Source organism: Paenibacillus xerothermodurans (assembly GCF_002220865.2).
GTDB lineage: Bacteria > Bacillota > Bacilli > Paenibacillales > NBRC-103111 > Paenibacillus_S > Paenibacillus_S xerothermodurans.
Genome location: NZ_NHRJ02000003.1, coordinates 135,150 through 156,911, shown reverse-complemented (window position 1 = coordinate 156,911; position 21,762 = coordinate 135,150). Strand labels below are relative to the sequence as shown.

Genomic DNA, 21,762 nt, shown 5'->3' with positions numbered 1-21,762 from the left:
TCTACCGCCACGGTAGCTCGCCACTGGCCGACACGGTGCCTTCGCCGTCTGCCGGGGCGGTCGCTTGCCGCGTGCCCACACGGTGCGCTTCACCGTCCACCGCCGCGGTCCTTGCCGCGTGTCCGCACGGTGCGCTTCACCGTCCACCGCCGCGGTCCTTGCCGCGTGTCCGCACGGTGCGCTTCACCGTCCACCGCCGCGGTCACTTGCCGCGTGTCCGCTCGGTGCGCTTCACCGTCCACCCGCCGCGGTCACTTGCCGCGTGTCCACACGGCGCGCTTCGCCGTCCACCGCCGCGGTCGCTTGCCGCGTGCCCACACCGTTGCGCTTCACCGTCTACCGCCGCTCACCCTACGCCTCAGTCGGTGACGATTTGCTTCACTCTGCCCACCGTGCCGTCGGTTAACCTCACCTTAATACCATGCGGATGGCTGGGTGAATTGGTCAAAATATCTTTTACAACACCCGCCGTGAGTTTGCCGGATCGCTGATCCTGCTTCTGTACAATTTGCACCTTGATGCCAGGCACAATATCTTTGCGCGATTGACCGTTCATCGCTTCACTCTCTTTCCGCTGCGGAGTGAGCCATCAGCCTGCATCCGGATGCTAGAACATTTGATAGCCCTTCGTGCGCAGCATTTTAATAGTAGAACCGCTCAATATGGCCCCGATCAGTCCACCAAGCGCCGGGATATAATCCACTATGTAGTATTCCGCCAAATTCGACGCCAGAGAGCCTGTCCCCCAACCCCAGTAAATGACCAGACCAATCACAAGCGCGATGTAACCGTAGATGGGAAACCAGGTCGTTTTCATCAGCATGTTTAATATAAATCCGAGGCCGAAAAATAATACGAACAGCAACACGGTAACAATGATCAGCTGCAGCACAACCGCCAACTCCTTTTGATACCCGAATATAATCTATTGCATACTATATTTTATAGAAAACTGCCTGTCCGGTAAAGTGAATGCTTGATGAACCCGCGTAATTTGCCCTTTCATCCCGATTTCGTTACAATGAAACGAATTAGACGATATTTCCAACATCTATAAAGGGAGTTGTGCCTGATGAGTGAAGCAATGCAGACATTAGAAGGCTGGTACGCGTTGAATGATTTTCGCGCTATCGATTGGGCGGCGTGGAGAAACTTGTCTCAACAAGAGAGGAACCGCGCGGAGGACGAGCTGTACGATTTGCTGGCCAAATACCAGAGGACCGAGGATGAAAAACAGGGCAGCACTGCTTTCTACAGCATCGTAGGACAAAAAGCGGACTTTATGTTCATGCACCTGCGTGAAACGCTGGAAGAGCTGAATGAGCTGGAGACCGTGTTCAACAAATCTCTGTTCGGACAAGTGTCCATCCCTACTTACTCCTATGTCTCGATCGTAGAGCTGGGCTCCTATATGGCTAAGCCCGGCGAGGATCCGATGCAGGACCCGGAGATTGTGGCACGTTTGAAGCCTACCCTGCCGAAGGCGAAGCACGTCTGCTTCTATCCGATGAACAAGCGCCGCGAGGGCAATGACAACTGGTACATGCTTTCTGTCGAGGAGCGGCGTGCATTTATGCGCAACCACGGCATGATCGGCCGCAACTACGCAGGTAAAATCAAGCAGATCATTACTGGCTCCATGGGGTTGGACGACTGGGAGTGGGGCGTGACCCTGTTCGCGGATGATGCCCTGCAGTTCAAAAAAATCGTCCACGAGATGCGCTTCGATGAAACCAGCGCACGGTTCGGCGAATTTGGCGATTTCTACGTGGGCAACCTGTTGGATCGCGAGAAAATGCAAGCGATGCTGAAGCTATAATTTCGGCATAAATATTAGACCCTGCGCGGCCTCGCCGCACGCAGGGTCTTTTATTGCCGCAGAGTGCAGTTCATAACTCCGGAGTATAACTAAGTGCCGACTGGAATAGCGAAGCGATAGGTCGATGTCAGCCAGCGCTCCCCCCGCTCAGGACGCACACCACCCATTGTTCTTTAGATTGGCAGTTGCCAGCAATCGCGCTGGAGGAGTCGCTCGCACGATCGCCTGTTGTCTGTCCCTCCTGCATAACGAGCATGGCTGCGTGCGGACGGGATAAGCGCTGAAAATCTAAGACCCCACGTCGTATGCACGTAGGGTCCGCTAGAAAATCGTGTTTAAATTTTCACTACTCGAGTGCTTGCCATACGGTCGTGCAGCGCACGCTTCTCACGATCCCAGCCTGCCATCATGTAGCCGATGCACAGAATGATGCTTGACACCAGCTTACCCGGCAGCTCTCTCAGGATAATGCTTCCCCAAGTATTCGCTCCGCCATCCGCACGGACCACCTTAATGCCCGTAGCCATCTTGCCTACCGTCTGACCATACACCACCGTCATGACAATGTAATAAACCAACGAGAGCAGCGATTGAAACAGTGATACGCCTGTCGACGGCTCCAATAAGTCCTCACCAAGCAGCAGGTTCATCACTATGAACACGATTTGAAGAGCAATGACATCCAGTATCAATGCCGCAAAGCGAATCCAAAACCCTGCATATCTTTGTTCGACCGCCGGTCGCATTCCGGTGAATGGGACATTCCCCATCGGTGCTAATGGTTCATTGTCGTTAGGTCTTTCCATAGCCTGCATCACACTCCGTCTTTTTTTCTTACAATCAAACAGGTGAGCTATATAAATGTTTATGAATCAGGACTGATATAAGTACATTAATTTAGGTCCGATGGAAGCATCAGGCAAAATCTCTTTCAACATTTCGGCGCCCGGGTTAGCGGATTTCACCATCGCTCCGCTGAATAGATCAGAGAAAGAGGGCTCCTTAGAATAGCGCACCAGCTCGTACTCTTGTACTCCCGCTTTTTTAGCTGCGTGATTGGTGGCCGTCTCCAGTGTGCCAAATTCATCCACCAAACCTAACGCCTTTGCCTGCTGACCGGTATAAATACGCCCGTCGGCAATCTGAAGTACCTTTTCCCGCGGCAAATTACGACCTTTTTCGATGATTGTAACAAACTGTTGATAGCTTTCATCCACCAGGGTCTGTAATATTTGCTGCTCCTCAGGTGTCATTTCACGCAGAGGGCTGCCAATGTCTTTGTACGCTCCGCTTTTAATCGTGTTTTCTGTGTAGCCGAGCCAGTCTGCTGCCTTCTCATAGTTGCCGACCGAGAAAATAACACCCAAGCTGCCAGTCATTGTGGCAGGATTCGCAAAGATGTAGTCCGCCGGAGCCGAAATATAGTACCCGCCTGAAGCCGCTACCGAGCCCATGCTGACAATCACGGGCTTGCCCGCTTGCTTTAGCTCCAGAATTTTCGAATGAATCTCGTCAGACGCCACAACCTCGCCTCCCGGACTATTCACGCGAATCACTACTGCCTTCACGTCCTCATCCAGGCGTGTTTGCTCCAGCTGGCTGATGAAGTCGGCTGCATTCAGCCCTCCGCCGCCCATTAAACCACCGGTCTGTTCTGCTATCACACCCTCCATGGTAAGTTGAACTATCTTGTCCGTGCCGTGGCCTTTCAATGATTCTTCATTCCATTTGCGATGTTCGCTGCCCCCGAGTGAGTTTGCACTGATGAAAGAGTCGGATTTTATCACAATGAGTCCTATCAACGTCGTGATCAACACCCCAATGATTATCCAAGCTACACCTTTTCTTCCCATATGGAGTTCCCCTTTTCATTATAAAAACATTTTTTTATATAACAAGTGGTTATTAAACCATTTTTTTCATCCAACTACCAATTTCATACCATTTTCGGCATGAATGTGTTCGACTCTCTGAAAAGCAATGAGCTCACCTTCTCGCACCAGTATCACCCGGTCTAGCAGCGGCTCGATTTCATCCACTTCATGTGTAGTCATCACAAGCGTTTGTTTTTCCATATCAATAAACGAAATTAGAGTTCGAATGATAGACTCCCGCACCAACGGATCGAGACCGGACAGCGGTTCATCCATTACGATTAACGGAACTTGCCGCGCGAGAGCCAATGCTATTTTCAAGCGGGAGCGGTGTCCTTTTGACATGTTATCCAAATGCTGTGCCGGATCCAAATCGAACGCTCGCACTAGGTCCATCGCCTTCTGCGGATCAAAATCTGCGTATAAGCTGCTGTAAAAATTCACGGATTTCTCCACTGAATACATTGGATAATACACATCCCGCTCCGATAAAAACACCACATCCCTGCAGCTCAGCCGGCCTGCGGACACTCCATCAACAAGCACCCGCCCTGTGCTGGGCCGGTGCAATCCGGCCATGAGCTTTAAGAGGGTTGATTTGCCGCTGCCGTTCGTTCCTATGACTCCGATGATTTCTCCTCTCGGAATTGTAAAACTCACGTATCTCAAGGCTGTTTTGCCGGGAAATTTTTTGCTCACCTGTTCAAAAACAATAATCGGCTCCTGTCCCGCAGCCCATTCCTGTGTCTCGTTTTGCATCCCGGTAGCTCCTGTCCCTTATCGCTGCGCGTTCACAAACGCTTGCACGCCTGCCACGATTTCCTCCCCGGTATAGCCCAGCTCCCGCATTTCATTTGTAAATCGTGTGATTTGCTCTTCCTTCAGCTGTGCCCGCAGCAAAGTTAAGCGCGATGTATCCTCAGTCACGTAGATCCCCTGCCCTCTCCTGCTTTCCACAACTCCCATCCGCTCCAACTCCATATTTACCCGCTGTATCGTGTTAGGGTTCACCCCGAACTGCACTGCCAGATTCCGGACTGAGGGCAGTTTGTCGCCAGGCTGAACCTCACGGCTCACGATTTGGCGGCAGATACGCTGCACGAGCTGCACATAAATCGGCTGCGCGTTGGAAAACGGCTCAACCATGGCCTACACCTCCACCATACGATCCAACAACCAAGAAGATACATAAAAACAGATCGCTAAATTAATCCAAAACCAAACATAATGGCCGACAGCAAAAAAAACAGCATCCGTACCGCTCACGTCGATGTCGCCCCACCCGAACAGAAATCGATAGGCGGAGCTTTCCTCAAACAGATATTCAAGTGTGGTGACCGCAGTTATGATCGCCACAGCCGCGGGCCAGCTCCAACGTCCGATGCGGTGCTGAAATGCAGCCGCGATGAGATACATCAGAACCAAGGTCACAGACAGCCCGATCGAAACTGAGACAAACTCAATGATCAGAGTCATCTGCTTGCCCTGCAGAAAACCAAGGAACAGCCGAAATTCGTTCTCGATGAAAGGCTGCTCGACACTCCCTGCAAGATACTGTGCTCGATTGGGGTACTCCAGCGTATACGTCAAAAGCAATAAGGTGCTTGATGTGAGCAATCCGGCGACGAATGCCGCTGCGGCAGCCGCGTATTTCGCGAGCAGCAGTTTCCAACCCGGCAAGGGCAGCTGCAGCCACAGCGGGGAGTGTTCACGCTCCTTCCGGAGACTAAGCAGCATGAAGATCGATGGACTGAGCGCATGCAGGTATATGACGGCGAGCCATATGTGGCTCACGGCGCCTGTTTGAAAACGGTGCGCCAGGTATACGGACAAAGCTCCTAGAATGAGAACAATCCACACGTATATCTTAGGAGCTGCGAACAGCCTGATCCCAAACGCAAGCTCTTTCTTTAAAAGATTCCAACCAGCGTTCAATGCTTGCTCGCTCATTCCGAAATGAGTTAGTGTTCTAGTCGAATAGTACACTAGCTCGTTGGTAGTGTCAATCTTTTCCTTTGGGTCTGTGCACCGGCACTGGTAATCGAAAAAAAACCTGTGTCCGCCGGGTCGTCCGACTTCCACAGGATCATGTAGATTTGGTAAGGCTTAACTTAATTGACGCTGGGCATCATTGCACCCGAGTTCTGATAAAGGTCACCCAGTCTAGCATTCTCATGCATTCTCATGCATGCGCACGCATCTGTCCGCTATCGTGCTCTCATTCCTCATCAGCATCGTCATAGGCGAATCTGGCGTCACCTCTACCCTTCTGCGCTAGATAAGCTTCCGTGTCCCGGTCACGCTGCCGGGATTTCTCCTTCAACCGTTCGATAGCCGGAAGAATGAGGATGTCTATTTCCTTTTGTACCGTATAGACCAGATCGTAGCGCAATTGTTGTTCCAAGAAATGCCCCACGTCCATCAGCGCGTTATAGCGGTCCAATTCGTGGCGCGTCAATAATCCGCGTACCTGTACGCTGCAGTGGCGCATGGCTAAAATCGACCTTTCCTGAGCACCAGCGGCAGACCGCCGATGGTATAAAGGTACCTCACGTCGATGACCTTTTTCATGACCGCTGCGACACTCCCTTTGATTTTGCGGGTACCAACGATGCCAATCGCTTCGCCCCGACCGAGAGATGCGACTGTACCCTTGCTCTTGTATTCGAAGTCTTTCAATCGTTCACCGCGAATAGACGCAACCAAATTATGTGCGCACACGCCGGCCTGCTGCATAGAGATTTGTGCGGTCGGCGGATACGGTCGGCCCTCCGGGTTCATGACGATTGAGCAATCGCCAAGCACATACACATTATCGTAGCCGGGTGCGCGCAGCTTAGCGTCGACCTTAATTCGTCCGCGCATCGTTTCAAAACCCGCCTCATCGAGCATATGGTTACCGCGAACCCCGCCGGTCCATACTACAGTTGCTGCTTTCAACTGTTCTCCCGTAGCCAAAATCACTCCGTCCGGGGTACACTCTTTGATCGCGGTGGAGATTCTGAAGGTGACTCCCTTGTTCCGCAGCACGTTCATCGCGTACTCAACCAATTCGGGATCAAAACCCGGCAGTGCGGTCGGCGCCGCTTCAATGTTATATATTTTTACGAGAGACGGGTCCACGTCGAATTCTTTGCACAGCGGAGGAATGCGGTCCGCAAGCTCACCAACAAACTCGATTCCGGTAAATCCCGCTCCTCCGACGATAAAGGTCAAGTAATCTTTCCTGTTAGGTTCACGCTTAAATCTGGCGAATTGATACTCTATATGTTCTCGGATAAATCGTACGCTGTTAATACTGCGAATACTGAGCGCGTACTCCTTCATACCGGGAATTCCGAAAGTCTCGGGCTCTCCTCCCAAACCAACAACCAGATAATCGTAAGAAAGTGCACCTTCCTCTAAAAGCACTTTTTTTTCTTGAGGACGGATCTGAGTCACCGTGGATTTGACAAAGTCAATTTTGAATTCGTCGATTAACCTAAGGATGTTCACCCGAGCGTTCTCCGGGTTATCCGTACCAGCCGCCGGCATATGCAGATGTGTTGTGATATAATGATAATCGTGCTTGTTGACGAGCGTCACATCGGCTTCGTTATAGTTCAACTCTTTTTGCAAACGAATAGCCGTCACAATCCCGCCATACCCCGCTCCCAATATGACTATTCTCGGTATTCGACTCATGGTTAAAAATCCCTTCCATCCCGTTGATTTCGGTGTGTATTTGCCCTTGCCGGTTGTGAAAATTTACACATACTAAGCGGGACTACTGCGGTAATAACTGTGAAATAATAAGCTGCGACAGCGCGCTCCAGGATAGCGCTAACAACTTTCCGGCAGATAACTCAATTCCAACCAGTTTCTCAAGACATAATATAATGGGAATTGGTAAATGGCAAGTTTTATTTTGGTTAAAATTACCGGAAAAAACGGGTACTGATCTATGTATATTCATATTCGCTAAGGATTACTAAAATTCCCCTCCGTAAACGTTTACAGTATTTCACGCTAGAATATAATCTACTACATTCCGATAAAATTACTTTTCATCTAAGCATGTTTGTAATATAATTCAAAGTTATTAAGCAGCGGAGGTGCGTTGAAGAGATATGCAACATGAAATGGTAGACATTATTATCGTGGGCGGTGGTCCTGCGGGTATGTTCGCGGCATTTTACGGCGGCATGCGGCAAACATCGGTAAAAGTTATTGAAAGCATGCCGCAATTGGGCGGCCAGCTCGCGGCATTATACCCGGAAAAGCACATCTATGATGTGGCGGGCTTCCCGAAGATTACGGCGCAGGAGCTTGTTAACAACCTGGAGCAGCAGATGAAGCATTTTCCTGTCGATGTCCGGCTGGAAGAGAAAGTGCTGCAAGTTACTAAGAAGGACGAGCGTTTGTTTGAAGTGACAACCGACAAAGGCGTGCATCTGTCGAAGGCGGTCATCATCACAGGCGGGGTCGGCGCATTTGAACCTAGACGTCTGGAGCTGCCGGAAGCTGCACAATACGAGAAGAAAAACCTGCATTATTTTGTTAATGATCTCAACCGTTTCAAAGGGCAAAAAGTGCTTATCAGCGGCGGCGGCGACTCCGCAGTGGATTGGGCGCTTATGCTCGAGCCTATCGCTGAGAAAGTCACGCTGATCCATCGCAGAGATAAATTCCGTGCTCACGAGCACAGCGTGGAAAACCTGATGAAGTCCAAGGTTGAGGTTCTGACACCGAAGGAAATCAAAGCGTTGCACGGCGAGGACATGATCAATAGGGTCACACTGGCTGACATCAAATCCGGTGAAACCACCGACGTGGATGTTGATGCGGTAATCGTAAACTTTGGCTTCGTGTCTTCTCTTGGGCCGATCGCTGAGTGGGGCTTTGACATCGAAGGCGGCTCGATCGTGACCGACTCCCGCATGGAGACAAGCATTCCCGGTATTTTCGCTGCCGGCGACATCACCACTTATCCAGGTAAACTAAAGCTCATCGCAGTGGGTTTTGGAGAAGCTCCAACCGCGATCAACAACGCGAAAGTATACATCGATCCAACGGCCAAGCTGTCCCCAGGCCACAGCAGTAATATGAAACTGTAACTATTGTCATGCTAGGTTATCCACAAACAAAAGAGTGTTCGTCCGGTGATCCAGGCGGAACACTCTTATTTTTTGCGCAGAAAAAAAAGGCGTGTCAACTGACCTGCGCCTCTTTGTGCAAAAAGTCCAAATTTAGCTTACGACGTCTGATTTCTTCTCTTAGCAGCTCGATAAATTCCACTTCCAACTTGAGGTCCAAAGCTTTGTAATAGGAATCAATCAAAATTTCATTACTCATAAGTCTCATTAAAATCACCTAACTTCTTTTAATGTATAAGTATATTAACATGCCTATAGAATTAGAACAAGCGTTCGGTTATCCACAAGAGTTTGTGAACAACCTGTGTGTATCCTGTTAATAACCTTCTAACTCGGCCAACCTATGCAGTGAATATTGTGGATACAATTATACACAGCTGGAACAGCGATAAACAAAAGAAAAAATATTTTTTATTTGTAGCATCACCTTCGTTCTATCAAGAGTCGGCGGATGGCAGCTGGTTTTTCGTTATACATCTAATTAACCGCTTTTGTGGGAAAATGAACTGCTAGCGACCGAAATATTTATCATTTTGCGAGGGATGTTTGTTCAAGCGTGGCAGTTCCGGTAAACGATAACCGTTTTTGAGTAAAGACGTGTAACAAAATTAGGTAAATAATATCGTAAAATCCACATATAACAATCTGCGTCTGTTTTACCAAATAATAATTTACCCCGTAGTATCCGGCTTGTCCATAGCGAAACATGTTGAAAACGGGTTGAGGATTGATAATTCTGTGAACAAAAACACTTTTCCCCAAAGGCGGTGCGCTGTGTAGATTTATGAAAAATTTACTAAAAAACCAACAAACATCATGATCAACCAGCGTCAGCGGAAAAACCATGATCCCGCGAGCACCGGTGTGCGTACCGGCGAGACCTGGTGCTGTGCAAGACCTCGTGTTTTGTTACCAGTAGAATGATCTGTCGTCAGTGCTGAACGAAAAAAACTCCCCAGGCAAATGTACGAGTTGTACATAAGCATGGAGAGTTTTGTACGTGATCTCCTCGAGACTGCCCATAGCAGCGAGAGTAATTCACACACGCTGTGAGAGCGAGGGCCGCGCATTAAACTTCGACTTTGTCATCACACTTCTCAACGACGCCCTCTTCGTCCTTCATCTTAAAGGACGATCCGCAGCCGCAGGTCGCTACCGCGTTAGGATTCTCGATGGTGAAGCCTCCGCCCATCCCCGTGTCTTTGAAGTCAATTTCCACACCGTACAAGTATCTCGCACTTTCCTCGTCGACTACGACACGCAGACCGTTTAGTTCGAAAAATTTATCTGTGTCAGCAAGCTTGTCATCGAAACCCATGCCGTAGGAAAAACCGCTGCACCCACCGGCTTTCACGCTCAAACGGAGAAACAGATCCGGCGTCTCCTCGTTGGCCAGAAGTTCCTTGATTTTATCGCTTGCCGATTCGCTTATTTTAATCATGAGTCAGTACCTCCTTACGGTATTGAGTTGCAGGCGTACAAAATGCTTTTCATAAAGCATCTTAGTATTCAGTATACTCCTAATAAGCATACACCTCAAGAGAGATCAATGCTCAACGGCGCCTTCTTGTTTTTATTGATTTCATAATAGCGCAGCAATAATGTATCCAGCCGCTTGCTGGTCTGCTGCACTTGGGGGTGCATGAATCCTAATTCGACTGCCGACTCTACCAATTGTGTCCTGACTTGTTCTATTTCAGCGGAAAGTTCCGAAAGCTTGTCCGAAGTGGGTAACATGACAAAGAAATGGTCACCGCCTGCCGTAAGGAATTACAGTTTTTTAGTATACAGGAAGATTCCTACAATTAAAATAGATTATTATACCTTTTTTTGCAGGATACGCGAGGCAGGGAAGGTTTTGTCGAATTGTGTGTTGCCCCACCCTAGCATCACGTTTATAATAGGAAGTACTGTTCACTTATTCCTGTCATAAGGAGACATACATATATGAATCTAACGGTACAGTCCGCTGCGTTGGAAGATATCAGGCAAAAGGTCATTGCTGGTGAGAGATTGACGTTCGAAGACGGCGTTCGCTTGTTAAATTCTCCTAATATTTTGGAAATCGGGCAAATGGCCGACCTGGTCCGTCAACGCAAGAACGGAGATAATGTTTATTTTATCGTGAACACTCACTTGAATTATACTAATGTTTGCTATCTGGACTGCAAACTCTGCGCGTTCGGCTTGAAGCCTGACAATCCGCGCTCGTACACGATGTCACTCGAACAATTGGAAGAAAAGTTCAAAGCCATGGTGGGGAAGGGCTTCACAGAATTACACATAGTAGGCGGCGTTAATGCAAAGCTGCCTTTTTCCTATTACGAGGACATGATCCGTCTGGCAAAGCGTCATCTTCCGGACATCCATGTGCAAGCTTTCACAGCTGTGGAGATAGATTATATCGCACGTGTCGCGAAGCTCACGGTAGAGGAAGCGATAGATCGCCTGAGGGAAACTGGGCTGGGCTCCATTCTGGGCGGCGGCGGCGAAATATTCGATCCGGAGATCCGCGAGATTATCTCGGGACACAAAACCGATTCCGACCGCTGGTTCCAGATCCATCGCAAAACTCACTCCCTGGGAATGAAATCCAATGCGTCGATTCTGTATGGGCACATTGAAAAGCCTGAGCACGTGATCGATCACCTGATCCGGATACGTGAACTGCAGGATGAGACCGGCGGATTTCAAGCATTTTTCGCATTCGCATTTCATCCCGAAAACACGAAGCTGGCTGAAGAATACAAACTCTCCGGCGAGACCACCGGACTATACGATCTGAAGCTGTTAGCTGTGGCCCGGCTAATGTTGGACAATGTGCCGCACATCCGCGCGTTCTGGATGATGATCGGGCTGAAGCTGGCTCAAGTGGCGCTCAATTTCGGAGTCGACGATATGGACGGCACCGTGATGGAGGAGCAGATCGTCCATGCCGCAGGCAACGAGTCTGTGCAAATGACGCCGAAGGAAACGTTCATTAATATGATTCGAGAAGCAGGCCGTGTTCCCGTTGAGAGAGACACACTATATAACATCTTGCGCACCTTCTGAGTAACGGAAGGTCCTCTCGCGAAAACTCTGATTCAAGCAATTATATGGAGGTGGACTCATGAGTATTGTAATAAGCAATCCTGATCAAAGAATGGCGGAAATCGCCGACAAAGTGAAGCATGGAGAGCGACTCTCATTCGAAGACGGTGTGTTTTTGTATGAATCCGACGATCTGCTGACAATCGGCCAGCTGGCGAACCAAGTGAATCTGCGGATGAACGGCAAGAACGTGTATTTTATCGAAAACATGAGCTTGTATTTCACCAACGTGTGTGAAGCACACTGTGCATTCTGTCATTTCCGCCGTGACGAAGGCGAAGACGGAGCCTACACCTTGACGCCGGAACAGATGTTCGAATATATCGATAAGCATTATCACCCAGGCGTGCGAGAGTTCCACATCACCGGCGGCCACAATGCGAACGTCACCTTCGATTACTACTTGAATTCAATCCGAGCACTCAAGCAGCGTTACCCTGACGTCACTATCAAAGCGCACACTGCTGCAGAGATAGAGTTTTTTTCGCGGCTGAGCGGGTTGAGTTACCGGGAGGTCCTACAAGCTCTGCTAGATGCGGGGTTAAGTACGTTGACCGGCGGGGGCGCAGAGATCTTGTCCGAGCGCTACCGTCAAAAAATGGGCGTCGGCAAAGCGACCACCGATCAATGGCTGGAAGTCCAACGCGTGGCACATGGATTAGGCATGAAGACACATGCAACCATGCTGTATGGTTCCATAGAAACGCTGGAAGAACGCGTGCAGCACATGATCTACCTGCGTGAGGTTCAGGATGATACGAACGGTTTTATGGTATTCATACCCAACGCCGTACAGCCTGCGAGCGTCAACGCCGGTATCAAGCGGCGCGTAGCAGCATTCGACGACCTGAAAACCATCGCGATCAGCCGCTTGATGGTGGATAACATTCCGCATATTAAGGCCTACTTTATCAATCTTGGCACGCAGCTGACGCAGATCGCGCTGACCTTCGGGGCTTCAGACGTACACGGCACGATTGTGCAAGAGCGTATCAGCCATGCTGCAGGTGCACTTTCACCACAAGGATTAACGCGCGACGAGTTGGTGTGGCTTGTGAAAGGCGCAGGCCGAATTCCTGTTGAACGAGACACTTTTTACAATGAGATTCAGGTGTACTAGAACGAATTTTGTCCTTCTTACGTCCTACTTATTCTGCTAGGGATCTCCGTCCCGTTATAGAAAGGGATTTTTCATGATGAAGAAACTGGTTATACTCGGCGGAGGGTACGGCGGACTCACCATTGCGAACGAGCTGCTGGAAAAAGATTTACCATCCGATACGCTGCTTGTACTTGTTGATCGCATGCCGTACCAAGGGCTCAAAACTGAATACTATGCGCTGGCTTCCGGCACGGTCGCAGACACGGAAATACGCGTTTCCTTTCCGGTTGACCCTCGGCTCATTCTGAAATATGGCGAGGTCGCTGCCGTTGATCCGATAAAGAAGCAGGTGTTGTTTGAGAATGACGAGCCGTTGACCTACGATTGGCTGGTCATCGGCCTCGGCTGTGTGGACAAGTACCATAGCATTGCGGGTGCGGCGGAATTCTCCGAAAGCATCCAAACCTTGTCTTCCACCCGCAAAGCATTTCAGGCGGTGAATGACACAGTGCCGTATGGGCAAGTCACCATTGTGGGCGGCGGTCTGAGCGGCGTTGAAATGGCATCCGAGCTGCGGGAAAGTCGGCCGGATTTGAACATACGGATACTGGACCGTGGGGCGAGCGTGCTGTCAGCGTTCCCTCAGAAGCTGCAGCTGTATGTCACGGAATGGATGATGGACCACGACATCGAACTAAGATCACACATCAATTTGACGCGCTTGGAAAGCGGATTGCTGTATGATGCGAAACAATTGATCCACACGGATGTCGCGATTTGGACAGCGGGGATTCAACCGAGTCCTATTGTGCAGAACTTGCAGCTCCCTAAAGACCCGCAAGGCCGCCTTGTGGTGAACGAATACCACCAGATTCCCGATTTCACGGACATCTTCGTTGTCGGAGACTGCGCTTCCCTGCCGTTCTCGCCCAGTGCACAGGCCGCGGAAAGCCAAGGCAAACAGATTGCAGAAGTGATCAGAGCCATGTGGAAAAATGAAACCCCCAAGCTAGGGAAAATCAAGCTTAAAGGGGTTCTTGGTTCGCTGGGTAAAAAGGCGGGCTTCGGCATGATGGGCAGACGTACAATCATGACAGGCAAAATCGCCCGAGCCCTAAAAAGCGGCGTCCTGTGGATGTCCAAGCATCATTTCGGATAAAGCTTCATTCACCTAGGAGATTGAACATGTCTTCAATCTCTTTTATTTTATCGTCGATTCGCTGCTGCAGCTCGTCCGCCGTGGGGGCGGAAACGATCTCGCCGTTCACGAGCGCATACGGAAACGTGAAGCACTCGCCACAATTGCCGAGACAGCCGTACTCAATGACATCGTAATCAGGATTGGCTTCCAGCCGCTTCATTACTTTATCGGTGCCATGGTGCATATTGTTTGTGCAAAATTCGATGATCGGTCTCATGTTTGAGGCACCACCTTGTCAACCATTTTATTTTTGCTCTCATTGTAATATAATAAGGGATAGAAAGGAGTTGAAGCAAATGAGTGAACAAGTTAGCAGCACCATGTACGATGAGGTACTGGAGGTTCTAGATAAGCTTCGCCCATTTTTGCAGCGCGATGGCGGTGACGTTGAGCTGGTAGACGTTGAAGACGGCATTGTGAAGCTGAAATTGATGGGTGCTTGCGGCAGCTGCCCTAGCTCCACTATTACGCTGAAGGCCGGTATCGAACGCGCTCTGCTCGAAGAAGTGGAAGGCGTGCAAGAGGTTGTTCAAGTGTTCTAATTTCGTCTAATTTATGACGACGGATTGAAAAGACCCTGTGCATGCTGGACGGGCGGATCTCCGCCCTGTTCCGGCGCTCGGGGTCTTTTTTGTTAGTATGAATGAGCAGAGCTGCCGCTACTGAACTGGAGAGCCTGCGATATTGCGAATCGGGTCAAGCCCACCGGACACATCCATAACGTTACCGGTAATGAAATCGGACCGCTCTGCACATAGGAACTCGATCACTCTGGCAATGTCTTCCCCAGCTCCCGGTCGGCCGCGTGGAGATTCAATGTCTGTTAGATGCTCGACCTCAGCGATAGACTTTTCCTTGTTGGCGCCGCGGATGTCGCCTGGGCAAATCATGTTAACTGTTATGCCATGCGGTGCCTCTTCGACGGCCAACGTCTTCGTGAAGGACACCAACCCGACCTTAGCGGCGGCATACACCGCCCGATGCGGCCAACCCCTCGCTTCCGCCGCATGACCAAACCCAAAATGTATGATTCGGCCCCACTGCTGGCGCCGCATCATTGGCAGCGCCAGATGATCCAGGCGCATGACGCCAAGCAAGTTGCCATGCATTAGGTAGTCAATGTCCTCCTCGCTATACTCGAGGAACAGCTTGCGCTCCCTAACAAACGGGCCTGCGTTGTTTATTAAAATGTCAATGCCACCCAGTTGTTCCGCCGCCGTCTCTACCAGCTTCCGCATGTCGTCTGCACGCGCCACATCGCCTTGCAAAGCCAGGCAGTTGACGCCTTTCGCTTGAATATGTTGGCACAGCTCCCGCGCCTCCGTTTCGCTATGAACATAGTTAATGACGACATCGCAGCCGGAATCGGCAAGCCGCAGCGCTGTCATTTTACCCAATCCTTTGGCGCTGCCAGTGATGAGCGCCGTTTTTCGCCGCTGGGTCATGCCCGCCCCTCCCCGGGTACCTCTTACTTTTCTACTGTAAAGTATAGAGGAACCTATCCGCCGATTCAACTCGAATATCAACTCGGCCTGAGTAGGCCGGCTAGCGCTTCCGCCCGCAGTGTGTGTGGTTCACCTATTTGCCCGAACCGGTATGAGCGAGTTTATGCAGGTAAGAGAACAATATGTGAACGGCGGTAAACGCCATCTCGCAGCCAAAACCTAAGTCACTTAACTGCTCTTTGATGTTTTCGGTGCGAATGCGCTGCTGCGAATGCAGAGACTCTGCCGCGTTGATCAGATCATCCAGCAGATCCGCATCAATCGTATGAATTTCCATATTGCGCGCGGTGCGCAGCCGTTTTACCGGCTCTTCGTACTTGTTTTTTAATTCGAACAGCTGCTCTTCCACTTCGGCATACAGCCGGTTGTCATGCATGTTCCGCAGCACCGTAAAGTATGAAAAGCGCTTCTTAACGTCTTCCGTCCGCAGCCGGAAACGCTCGTTCATGAAGTGCCCCATTTTGTCCAATATCGCGAACATGCGCACGATTGCGTTTTTATAAAAGTATAGATGCCGGTGGTAGTCGTCTCTTTCGTCCTCGGACATCTCGTCTATGTAGACTCTGTTGACGCCGTTGCCAAAACGGATGGCCGCGTATTGACTTTGCTCCAGCTCGTCCACGGCCCGCAAAAAGCTCCGCCCCCAGATGTTGTAGCGGCGCTCCTGAGGGTTCCGTTCAGCCGTTGGAATCGTGTCCAGCATCTGAAGATACGCATATATCGCCTGGTTGGCAGCCAATAGGGCGCCGGCGTCTTTGCGGCGCGGCTCGCCCAGCATCGTTCGCAGCATGTCGGCACACCCTCCTTTTACACAATGCAGTATTCAAATGATCGCAATGAATCGCTGTTCACGCTGCGTTCGCACCCCCGGGATTCCGTGGTGATCGTGTGACATCCGTTGCCGCTTCTTGGCGGTGCGCTGCAGCCCCGGAGGACGCGACGTTTAAACTCAGTATCTGCCGAAAAAGCGGGTACGATACTAATGCATCTCCGCGTTCAGCGTTACGTGTTACGCCTGTTGCTGCGCCGCGAGCACGGCAATCCGCTGCGCTCTATACGTTGACTGGTGCACCTATCGATCCGCCCGTGCAAGGCAATGCGCTGCGCTCTATCCGTTGACTGTGCGCCTATCGTCACGCCCCGTGTACGGAAATCCGCTGTTACACGCGTGAAAAGTATTCGCTCCACCGACGATCAACAAGGTCGACGATATCCTCGCGTGGAAAGAGCTCGTCCGGGTAGCCCGGCTTCATACGGGCATCGATCACCAACGGCAGCTCGTACGCCAGATGGTGACCGCGGACATCGGCACGCGCGTACACGTCGGCAGCGGGATTGAATCGCGTGAATACCGTCCACAGGAACGCGGTCTGATCCCCAGCGATGCCCGAGGCATCGTCCACCAGCAGGACAAGCGGCCATTCGCCGATGCGGTCGCCGGCATGGTCCAGCAGCCGCTGCGCCAGGCCGGGGTCTGCAGCGTAACCAGCGCCCGACACAACGAGACATCCGCGGCAGTACACCGCGATGTCATCGATATCCGGCAGTTTGCCGCCGTCATAGGCGCCGGGCAAGCTGCGCACGGGTTCACCCACACCAAGCAGCACGGCCTTACTTCCGTGGTTCAGGCGGTCACCCGTGTAATCAAGCGTATCGTGAGACGTATTGCCAAAGATAAAGAAGTCCCGCTGCGGGTCAAAACGCTCGAGCACTGCTTCGAGCAACCGATCAAAACGGTCGAGCGCCACGGCTTGATCAGTCACGATAAGAAACTTTGTCAGAGTGAGCTGCCCTTCCCCCAGAATGCGGAAGGCAGAGCCAAGTGCTTCGCGGCTGTAGCTTTCTCGTACAATTGCCGCGGCCAGAGGATGAAAACCGGTCTCTGCATACGTCCACAGTTGCTTCACTCCCGGCATGGCCATGGGGAACGCCGGGGACAGCAGACGCTGCAGGAATTCGCCCAGATAATAGTCCTCCTGCCGTGGTTTTCCTACGATCGTAGCCGGATAAATGGCGTCCTTTCGATGCCACACGTGATCCACGTTAAATACCGGGAAATCATGGGTGAGCGAGTAGTAACCAAAATGGTCTCCGAATGGCCCTTCAGGTCGGCGAACATGCGGCGGCACCGTCCCCGAAATGGCGAATTCGGCCTCTGCCACCAAGCGGTGTCCACCGTTCGGATTGTCCACAACGGGCAGCTTTTTCCCAAGGATAAGAGATGCCAGCATCAGCTCAGGCAGATGCTCAGGCACCGGAGCTATCGCGGATGCGATCAACGCGGGGGGACCTCCCAGGAAGACGGTCACGGGAAGCGATTGATTACGTTTCTCCGCTGCGTGATAGTGGAAGCCCCCACCCTTATGTATCTGCCAGTGCATCCCTGTGGTGCTGCCATCGTACACCTGCATTCTGTACATACCCAAGTTATGATGACCGTTCTCCGGATGCTCTGTATAAACAAGCGGCAGGGTCACGAACGGACCGCCGTCTTCCTGCCAGCAAGTGAGCACGGGCAAGCCGGCCAGAGGGGCCTCCCTGCGGCAATGCTGCAGTACCGGGGCGGCGGCGGCGGGCACTGTTTTTGTTCCGACTTTAAGCAAGTCCACGATTAGTCCCCGCTCATTCCATAATGCCCTTGGCGTGGGAGGCACGAGCGTGTCCGTCGCCTGGATGATCTGTTTCATAAACTGCTCAGGCTTCGGGCCGAATGCCAGATCCACCCTGCGGCTTGTGCCGAATAGATTAGTCACCACGGGAAACGCACTCCCTTTTACATTCGTGAACAAAAGTGCGGGCCCGCCTTCATCTATCACTCTGCGATGTATTTCAGCAAGCTCCAAATTGGGATCAACCGGAGCATTTATTTCTATCAGCTGCTTTTCTTGGCGCAGCACGTCCAAAAAAGCACGTAAGTTCGGATGAACCATCACCATCTCCCCCTTTTCCACTCATTAAAAACTACAGCCGCTGCCAACCACCCTTAGTCCGTGGAAGCGCGGCTACCTACCGAAGAAACAGACGCACTAAAATAAAACCGCACTGCAATATAAGACCAGGCTCACACAGCTAAGCTGCGTAAGCCTGTCCATTAGCCTTAGTCGACTGCAAGGCGAGTACACATAGATAACACAACACACCAAACAAACATGATATGAGAACCGCATGAAGCAAGCTTGCGACCAGATATAAATCGTACCCCAGTGAGAACGTGACGAACGCACCGCTCAAAATTTGGAGCGCAATTAATATCAGCGACCATTTGGCCGCTTGGTAAACATTATCTTCAGGATGATGATCCGCACGAATCAACAAGAACAGCCCGGCGATCATCACAAACAACAAAACAGCGCCCACCCTATGTACAAACACAATCCCCGTGGCTCCATTGAGCTCGGGTATAAACTGGCCGTTGCACAGCGGCCATCCCATACAGCCGCCGGATGACTCCGTGTGGCGGACAAAGGCCCCAAGATAAACAACTGCATAGCTGTATGCCGCGGTTAAGTACACTGCGCCGCGAGTCCGACCGGATAAGGCGCCCTTCGCACCTGTCATGGTACTGCCGAGCCGAGTATACACCAGAGCCAGCAGCAGCGTGAATGCAAAAGATATAAGCGAAAACCCAAAATGCAGCGCTAACACGGCAGACGATTGCGGCCACACAACGGCCATCGCACCGAGTATCGCTTGGAGAACCGTAAAGAACATCGCACCTGATACGTACCATTTTGCGTCTGCTCTTTTACCGATCAAAAAAACTAACACTGTGGTTATGAGAAGTATCACACCCACGACGCCTACCACAAAACGGTGGCTATATTCTATGAAAGATTCAATCGTGTAAGCCGGTATGAATCTGCCGTTGCACAACGGCCAATCATCACCGCAGCCCCGTCCGGATTCCGTCTTGGTGACAAGCGCGCCCATGACCAGAATCAGAAACATGCCGTACATACTCGCAAACGAAAAGCGTTTCAGCAATTGAAACGAAGACATGAGCCGGAGTCACCTACTTTATAATAAAACTTGACAAGCGTCGAGATAAGTCGAAACGCCCAAGTATCATTATATCGGGAAAGCCGGCGTAAAGCTACGCGCAATTGTTACAAAGCGTTGAAACCGGCATCAATCATGTACAAAAAGGACTGGCACCTCCGGTTAGTCTGCGGACACAGGCGGCAGATTACCTGCCCGGAGTGGCAACGGATTGGCACCGTGCTCCCGGCTATCAAACAGAAAAAGCTGACAGCCACAGCATGGCGTTACCGCGCCAACCATGGGCATCAGCTTTCACAGCTACCATACGTGCAGGCTCTCTACGTTTAATTAGCCTAATTTAAGATAGGTCACTTCCGCGTTGCGTCTGCCACAGCCAGCGCCCGGTCTAGAAACTGCTCGATTTCTTCTCTTGTTTTGCGCAATTTGCTCACAAACCGCACAAGCTCTTGCCCTTCGCGGAAAGCTATGAAGCTCGGAATGCCGAGAATGTTCAGCTTTTCGCATAAATCCGGCACTTCGTCCCGGTCCAACTCAATAAAATTCAACCGGTCTTGGTAAGCTTCCACCACAGCCGGCATGAAGGGCTCGATAAAGTGGCAATCCTTGCACCATTCTGCTTTGAATACGGCGATCGTTGGTTTGTCAGACTCAATTCTTCGCTGGAATTCCTGTTCGGTTTTCACCTGTTCCATATATAGGCACCGCCTTTTATTGTTGAGATGATTTTGAAGAGCTTCCGCTAGTGTGCATAGGGCTCGCTTACAACAACTTATAGCATGCCGCTAGTTAGGTGTCAAACGAACAATAAATTTAATGCCAAATAGGATTTACATTTATTGAGAAAAGTGATATCATCTAAATATCAAAACGATATGTATCTTCTCAAAAGGAGTGGGACCTGTGAAAGAACAAAAAGCTTGGGCATTAAATGGATTTATCGGGTCGTTATTAACCGCAGCACTGATTGGCGGCGGCGTCGCATTGCTCATTCAGGAAAGCTTCATCCCCGGCATCATCCTGCTTGCCGCTGCGGCTGTGCTGGTTAGCGGCGTCACGGTGGTGCAGCCAAACCAAGCCGCGGTTGTCACGTTTTTCGGCAGATATGTTGGCACGATCCGGGAGGGCGGGTTCTGGTTGACGGTACCCTTATCGGTGAGGACGAATGTGTCGCTTCGCGTGCGCAATTTTAATAGCGTGAAGCTAAAGGTCAACGATGTGGAGGGGAACCCGATTGAGATTGCCGCTGTGGTGGTGTTCCGGGTGGTGGACTCTGCCAAAGCAACGTTCGATGTAGATAAATATGAGCAATTTGTAGAAATTCAAAGCGAGACCGCTTTACGCCATGTAGCCACTAAATATCCCTACGATGTGTACACCGAGGCTGGCTACTCCCTGCGCGGCAATTCGGAAGAGATCGCTTTGGAATTAAGCCGTGAACTGCAGGAGCGGTTGTCCGTGGCCGGCGTTGAGGTGCTCGAAGCAAGATTGACCCATCTTGCCTACTCGACAGAAATCGCTAGTGCCATGCTGCAGCGCCAACAGGCGACAGCCATCATATCCGCCCGGTCGAAGATCGTGGAAGGCGCGGTAGGCATGGTTCAGCTCGCCATTGCCCAGCTCGAACAAGACGGCGTGATTCAACTGGATGAAGAACGTAAGGCCGCAATGATCAACAATTTACTCGTTGCCATTGTCTCTGACCGGTCCGCTAATCCCATCATTAACACTGGCAGCTTGTACTGACTAAATTATGGCAGGGAAAAAAAACTTCGCCCTTCGGCTTGATCCCAAACTATACGAGGCATTGGAGCGATGGGCTAACGATGAGTTGCGCAGTGTGAACGGGCATATCGAGTTTCTGCTGCGCGAGGCGGCGCTTCGGGCGGGAAGGCTGTCCGGACCGCGCCCTCCAGGCCCGGCGGATAGCCCCACGCCGCCCGAAGAGTGAGATGTGCCGAGCTGCCCCCGCGCAGAACGCAGCGACTGCTCGCGGCACGCGGTGGCGTGGCATACGCAGCCATATCGGCACCA

At 51.2% G+C, this 21,762-nt stretch carries 26 protein-coding genes; 8 read left to right on the top strand and 18 right to left on the bottom strand.

All coding sequences use genetic code 11. The annotated features are described in order from the left end of the window. Window positions 1-358: 358 nt before the first annotated feature. Window positions 359-556 carry a YwbE family protein gene (locus tag CBW46_RS08120; RefSeq protein WP_089199517.1) on the bottom strand — a complete coding sequence of 66 codons (198 nt, stop codon included), beginning with the start codon at window positions 554-556 and terminating at the stop codon, window positions 359-361. Between the two features lie 51 nt (window positions 557-607). Beyond that, window positions 608-892, bottom strand: coding sequence for a YuiB family protein (locus tag CBW46_RS08115; RefSeq protein WP_207802260.1), 285 nt, complete (start codon window positions 890-892; stop codon window positions 608-610). A 180-nt stretch (window positions 893-1,072) separates the two neighbouring features. On the opposite strand from CBW46_RS08115, the gene hemQ reads away from it, so the two are divergent. After that, window positions 1,073-1,819 carry a hydrogen peroxide-dependent heme synthase gene (hemQ, locus tag CBW46_RS08110; RefSeq protein ID WP_089199515.1) on the top strand — a complete coding sequence of 249 codons (747 nt, stop codon included), beginning with the start codon at window positions 1,073-1,075 and terminating at the stop codon, window positions 1,817-1,819. A gap of 335 nt (window positions 1,820-2,154) precedes the next feature. On the opposite strand, the gene CBW46_RS08105 is transcribed toward hemQ, so the two are convergent. The 7 genes from CBW46_RS08105 to CBW46_RS08075 all read right to left on the bottom strand — a co-directional run bounded on the left by CBW46_RS08105 (window position 2,155) and on the right by CBW46_RS08075 (window position 7,377). Beyond that, the gene (locus CBW46_RS08105; RefSeq protein WP_165842231.1) at window positions 2,155-2,625 is read right to left on the bottom strand and encodes an RDD family protein; all 471 of its coding nucleotides are present in this window, start codon (window positions 2,623-2,625) and stop codon (window positions 2,155-2,157) included. A 66-nt stretch (window positions 2,626-2,691) separates the two neighbouring features. Then, window positions 2,692-3,672 carry a signal peptide peptidase SppA gene (gene sppA / locus CBW46_RS08100; protein WP_089199513.1) on the bottom strand — a complete coding sequence of 327 codons (981 nt, stop codon included), beginning with the start codon at window positions 3,670-3,672 and terminating at the stop codon, window positions 2,692-2,694. A 66-nt stretch (window positions 3,673-3,738) separates the two neighbouring features. Continuing rightward, on the bottom strand, window positions 3,739-4,452 hold the full coding sequence (locus tag CBW46_RS08095; RefSeq protein WP_089199512.1) for an ABC transporter ATP-binding protein: 714 nt from the start codon (window positions 4,450-4,452) through the stop codon (window positions 3,739-3,741). Window positions 4,453-4,470: 18 nt separating this feature from the next. Further along, window positions 4,471-4,839, bottom strand: coding sequence for a GntR family transcriptional regulator (locus CBW46_RS08090; RefSeq protein WP_089199511.1), 369 nt, complete (start codon window positions 4,837-4,839; stop codon window positions 4,471-4,473). A 3-nt stretch (window positions 4,840-4,842) separates the two neighbouring features. Next, window positions 4,843-5,628: a hypothetical protein gene (locus tag CBW46_RS08085; protein WP_089199510.1), complete on the bottom strand. Its 786-nt coding sequence runs from the start codon at window positions 5,626-5,628 to the stop codon at window positions 4,843-4,845. Window positions 5,629-5,911: 283 nt separating this feature from the next. Beyond that, on the bottom strand, window positions 5,912-6,184 hold the full coding sequence (locus CBW46_RS08080) for a hypothetical protein (RefSeq protein WP_089199509.1): 273 nt from the start codon (window positions 6,182-6,184) through the stop codon (window positions 5,912-5,914). Between the two features lie 2 nt (window positions 6,185-6,186). After that, entirely contained in the window at window positions 6,187-7,377 is a 1,191-nt protein-coding gene (locus CBW46_RS08075; RefSeq protein ID WP_089199508.1) for an NAD(P)/FAD-dependent oxidoreductase, read from the bottom strand. Between the two features lie 425 nt (window positions 7,378-7,802). Between CBW46_RS08075 and CBW46_RS08070 the strand changes: the two genes are divergently transcribed. Next, window positions 7,803-8,789, top strand: coding sequence for an NAD(P)/FAD-dependent oxidoreductase (locus CBW46_RS08070; protein WP_089199507.1), 987 nt, complete (start codon window positions 7,803-7,805; stop codon window positions 8,787-8,789). Window positions 8,790-8,883: 94 nt separating this feature from the next. Here CBW46_RS08070 and sda read toward each other — a convergent pair whose 3' ends face one another. The 3 genes from sda to CBW46_RS08050 form a co-directional block, all read right to left on the bottom strand. After that, window positions 8,884-9,027, bottom strand: a complete 144-nt coding sequence (gene sda, locus CBW46_RS08065; protein ID WP_424446118.1) for a sporulation histidine kinase inhibitor Sda — start codon at window positions 9,025-9,027, stop codon at window positions 8,884-8,886. 870 nt (window positions 9,028-9,897) lie between these two features. After that, complete coding sequence (gene erpA, locus CBW46_RS08055) at window positions 9,898-10,269, bottom strand: iron-sulfur cluster insertion protein ErpA (protein ID WP_089199504.1); 372 nt, start codon at window positions 10,267-10,269, stop codon at window positions 9,898-9,900. Window positions 10,270-10,364: 95 nt separating this feature from the next. Further along, on the bottom strand, window positions 10,365-10,565 hold the full coding sequence (locus CBW46_RS08050) for an aspartyl-phosphate phosphatase Spo0E family protein (RefSeq protein ID WP_089199503.1): 201 nt from the start codon (window positions 10,563-10,565) through the stop codon (window positions 10,365-10,367). A gap of 210 nt (window positions 10,566-10,775) precedes the next feature. Between CBW46_RS08050 and mqnE (CBW46_RS08045) the strand changes: the two genes are divergently transcribed. From mqnE (CBW46_RS08045) to CBW46_RS08035, 3 genes are all read left to right on the top strand, one after another. Further along, entirely contained in the window at window positions 10,776-11,882 is a 1,107-nt protein-coding gene (mqnE, locus tag CBW46_RS08045) for an aminofutalosine synthase MqnE (RefSeq protein WP_089199502.1), read from the top strand. Between the two features lie 58 nt (window positions 11,883-11,940). Beyond that, window positions 11,941-13,041, top strand: coding sequence for an aminofutalosine synthase MqnE (mqnE, locus tag CBW46_RS08040; protein ID WP_089199501.1), 1,101 nt, complete (start codon window positions 11,941-11,943; stop codon window positions 13,039-13,041). A 76-nt stretch (window positions 13,042-13,117) separates the two neighbouring features. Beyond that, complete coding sequence (locus CBW46_RS08035; protein WP_089199722.1) at window positions 13,118-14,182, top strand: NAD(P)/FAD-dependent oxidoreductase; 1,065 nt, start codon at window positions 13,118-13,120, stop codon at window positions 14,180-14,182. Window positions 14,183-14,186: 4 nt separating this feature from the next. Here the strand turns inward: CBW46_RS08035 and CBW46_RS08030 are convergent, their stop codons facing one another. Beyond that, window positions 14,187-14,441, bottom strand: coding sequence for a YuzB family protein (locus CBW46_RS08030; RefSeq protein ID WP_089199500.1), 255 nt, complete (start codon window positions 14,439-14,441; stop codon window positions 14,187-14,189). Window positions 14,442-14,520: 79 nt separating this feature from the next. Here CBW46_RS08030 and CBW46_RS08025 point away from each other — a divergent pair, with 79 nt between their 5' ends. Beyond that, window positions 14,521-14,766 (top strand): NifU family protein, encoded by a 246-nt coding sequence (locus tag CBW46_RS08025; protein WP_089199499.1) that lies wholly within the window; start codon window positions 14,521-14,523, stop codon window positions 14,764-14,766. 117 nt (window positions 14,767-14,883) lie between these two features. On the opposite strand, the gene CBW46_RS08020 is transcribed toward CBW46_RS08025, so the two are convergent. The 5 genes from CBW46_RS08020 to CBW46_RS08000 form a co-directional block, all read right to left on the bottom strand. After that, complete coding sequence (locus CBW46_RS08020; RefSeq protein ID WP_089199498.1) at window positions 14,884-15,669, bottom strand: SDR family oxidoreductase; 786 nt, start codon at window positions 15,667-15,669, stop codon at window positions 14,884-14,886. A 133-nt stretch (window positions 15,670-15,802) separates the two neighbouring features. Further along, a complete protein-coding gene (locus CBW46_RS08015) occupies window positions 15,803-16,519 on the bottom strand; it encodes a Cthe_2314 family HEPN domain-containing protein (RefSeq protein ID WP_089199497.1) in 717 nt (238 codons plus the stop codon). Between the two features lie 370 nt (window positions 16,520-16,889). Then, window positions 16,890-18,659 carry a UbiD family decarboxylase gene (locus tag CBW46_RS08010; RefSeq protein WP_089199496.1) on the bottom strand — a complete coding sequence of 590 codons (1,770 nt, stop codon included), beginning with the start codon at window positions 18,657-18,659 and terminating at the stop codon, window positions 16,890-16,892. A 139-nt stretch (window positions 18,660-18,798) separates the two neighbouring features. Next, on the bottom strand, window positions 18,799-19,728 hold the full coding sequence (locus CBW46_RS08005; protein WP_089199495.1) for a COX15/CtaA family protein: 930 nt from the start codon (window positions 19,726-19,728) through the stop codon (window positions 18,799-18,801). A 350-nt stretch (window positions 19,729-20,078) separates the two neighbouring features. Further along, window positions 20,079-20,504: a thioredoxin family protein gene (locus CBW46_RS08000; RefSeq protein WP_279386460.1), complete on the bottom strand. Its 426-nt coding sequence runs from the start codon at window positions 20,502-20,504 to the stop codon at window positions 20,079-20,081. Between the two features lie 127 nt (window positions 20,505-20,631). Between CBW46_RS08000 and CBW46_RS07995 the strand changes: the two genes are divergently transcribed. Together CBW46_RS07995 and CBW46_RS07990 are read left to right on the top strand one after the other, a co-directional pair. Further along, complete coding sequence (locus CBW46_RS07995; RefSeq protein WP_089199493.1) at window positions 20,632-21,474, top strand: SPFH domain-containing protein; 843 nt, start codon at window positions 20,632-20,634, stop codon at window positions 21,472-21,474. A 7-nt stretch (window positions 21,475-21,481) separates the two neighbouring features. Further along, window positions 21,482-21,679 (top strand): type II toxin-antitoxin system antitoxin, encoded by a 198-nt coding sequence (locus CBW46_RS07990; protein ID WP_089199492.1) that lies wholly within the window; start codon window positions 21,482-21,484, stop codon window positions 21,677-21,679. Window positions 21,680-21,762 lie beyond the last annotated feature (83 nt).

Bases quoted from the DNA above. Each gene is read 5' to 3' on its own strand.
- CBW46_RS08120 (WP_089199517.1), bottom strand. From the start codon at position 556: ATGAACGGTCAATCGCGCAAAGATATTGTGCCTGGCATCAAGGTGCAA.
- hemQ (WP_089199515.1), top strand. From the start codon at position 1,073: ATGAGTGAAGCAATGCAGACATTAGAAGGCTGGTACGCGTTGAATGAT.
- CBW46_RS08105 (WP_165842231.1), bottom strand. From the start codon at position 2,625: ATGGAAAGACCTAACGACAATGAACCATTAGCACCGATGGGGAATGTC.
- sppA (WP_089199513.1), bottom strand. From the start codon at position 3,672: ATGGGAAGAAAAGGTGTAGCTTGGATAATCATTGGGGTGTTGATCACG.
- CBW46_RS08095 (WP_089199512.1), bottom strand. From the start codon at position 4,452: ATGCAAAACGAGACACAGGAATGGGCTGCGGGACAGGAGCCGATTATT.
- CBW46_RS08090 (WP_089199511.1), bottom strand. From the start codon at position 4,839: ATGGTTGAGCCGTTTTCCAACGCGCAGCCGATTTATGTGCAGCTCGTG.
- CBW46_RS08080 (WP_089199509.1), bottom strand. From the start codon at position 6,184: ATGCGCCACTGCAGCGTACAGGTACGCGGATTATTGACGCGCCACGAA.
- CBW46_RS08075 (WP_089199508.1), bottom strand. From the start codon at position 7,377: ATGAGTCGAATACCGAGAATAGTCATATTGGGAGCGGGGTATGGCGGG.
- CBW46_RS08070 (WP_089199507.1), top strand. From the start codon at position 7,803: ATGCAACATGAAATGGTAGACATTATTATCGTGGGCGGTGGTCCTGCG.
- sda (WP_424446118.1), bottom strand. From the start codon at position 9,027: ATGAGTAATGAAATTTTGATTGATTCCTATTACAAAGCTTTGGACCTC.
- erpA (WP_089199504.1), bottom strand. From the start codon at position 10,269: ATGATTAAAATAAGCGAATCGGCAAGCGATAAAATCAAGGAACTTCTG.
- CBW46_RS08050 (WP_089199503.1), bottom strand. From the start codon at position 10,565: ATGTTACCCACTTCGGACAAGCTTTCGGAACTTTCCGCTGAAATAGAA.
- mqnE (WP_089199502.1), top strand. From the start codon at position 10,776: ATGAATCTAACGGTACAGTCCGCTGCGTTGGAAGATATCAGGCAAAAG.
- mqnE (WP_089199501.1), top strand. From the start codon at position 11,941: ATGAGTATTGTAATAAGCAATCCTGATCAAAGAATGGCGGAAATCGCC.
- CBW46_RS08035 (WP_089199722.1), top strand. From the start codon at position 13,118: ATGAAGAAACTGGTTATACTCGGCGGAGGGTACGGCGGACTCACCATT.
- CBW46_RS08030 (WP_089199500.1), bottom strand. From the start codon at position 14,441: ATGAGACCGATCATCGAATTTTGCACAAACAATATGCACCATGGCACC.
- CBW46_RS08025 (WP_089199499.1), top strand. From the start codon at position 14,521: ATGAGTGAACAAGTTAGCAGCACCATGTACGATGAGGTACTGGAGGTT.
- CBW46_RS08020 (WP_089199498.1), bottom strand. From the start codon at position 15,669: ATGACCCAGCGGCGAAAAACGGCGCTCATCACTGGCAGCGCCAAAGGA.
- CBW46_RS08015 (WP_089199497.1), bottom strand. From the start codon at position 16,519: ATGCTGCGAACGATGCTGGGCGAGCCGCGCCGCAAAGACGCCGGCGCC.
- CBW46_RS08010 (WP_089199496.1), bottom strand. From the start codon at position 18,659: ATGGTTCATCCGAACTTACGTGCTTTTTTGGACGTGCTGCGCCAAGAA.
- CBW46_RS08005 (WP_089199495.1), bottom strand. From the start codon at position 19,728: ATGTCTTCGTTTCAATTGCTGAAACGCTTTTCGTTTGCGAGTATGTAC.
- CBW46_RS07990 (WP_089199492.1), top strand. From the start codon at position 21,482: ATGGCAGGGAAAAAAAACTTCGCCCTTCGGCTTGATCCCAAACTATAC.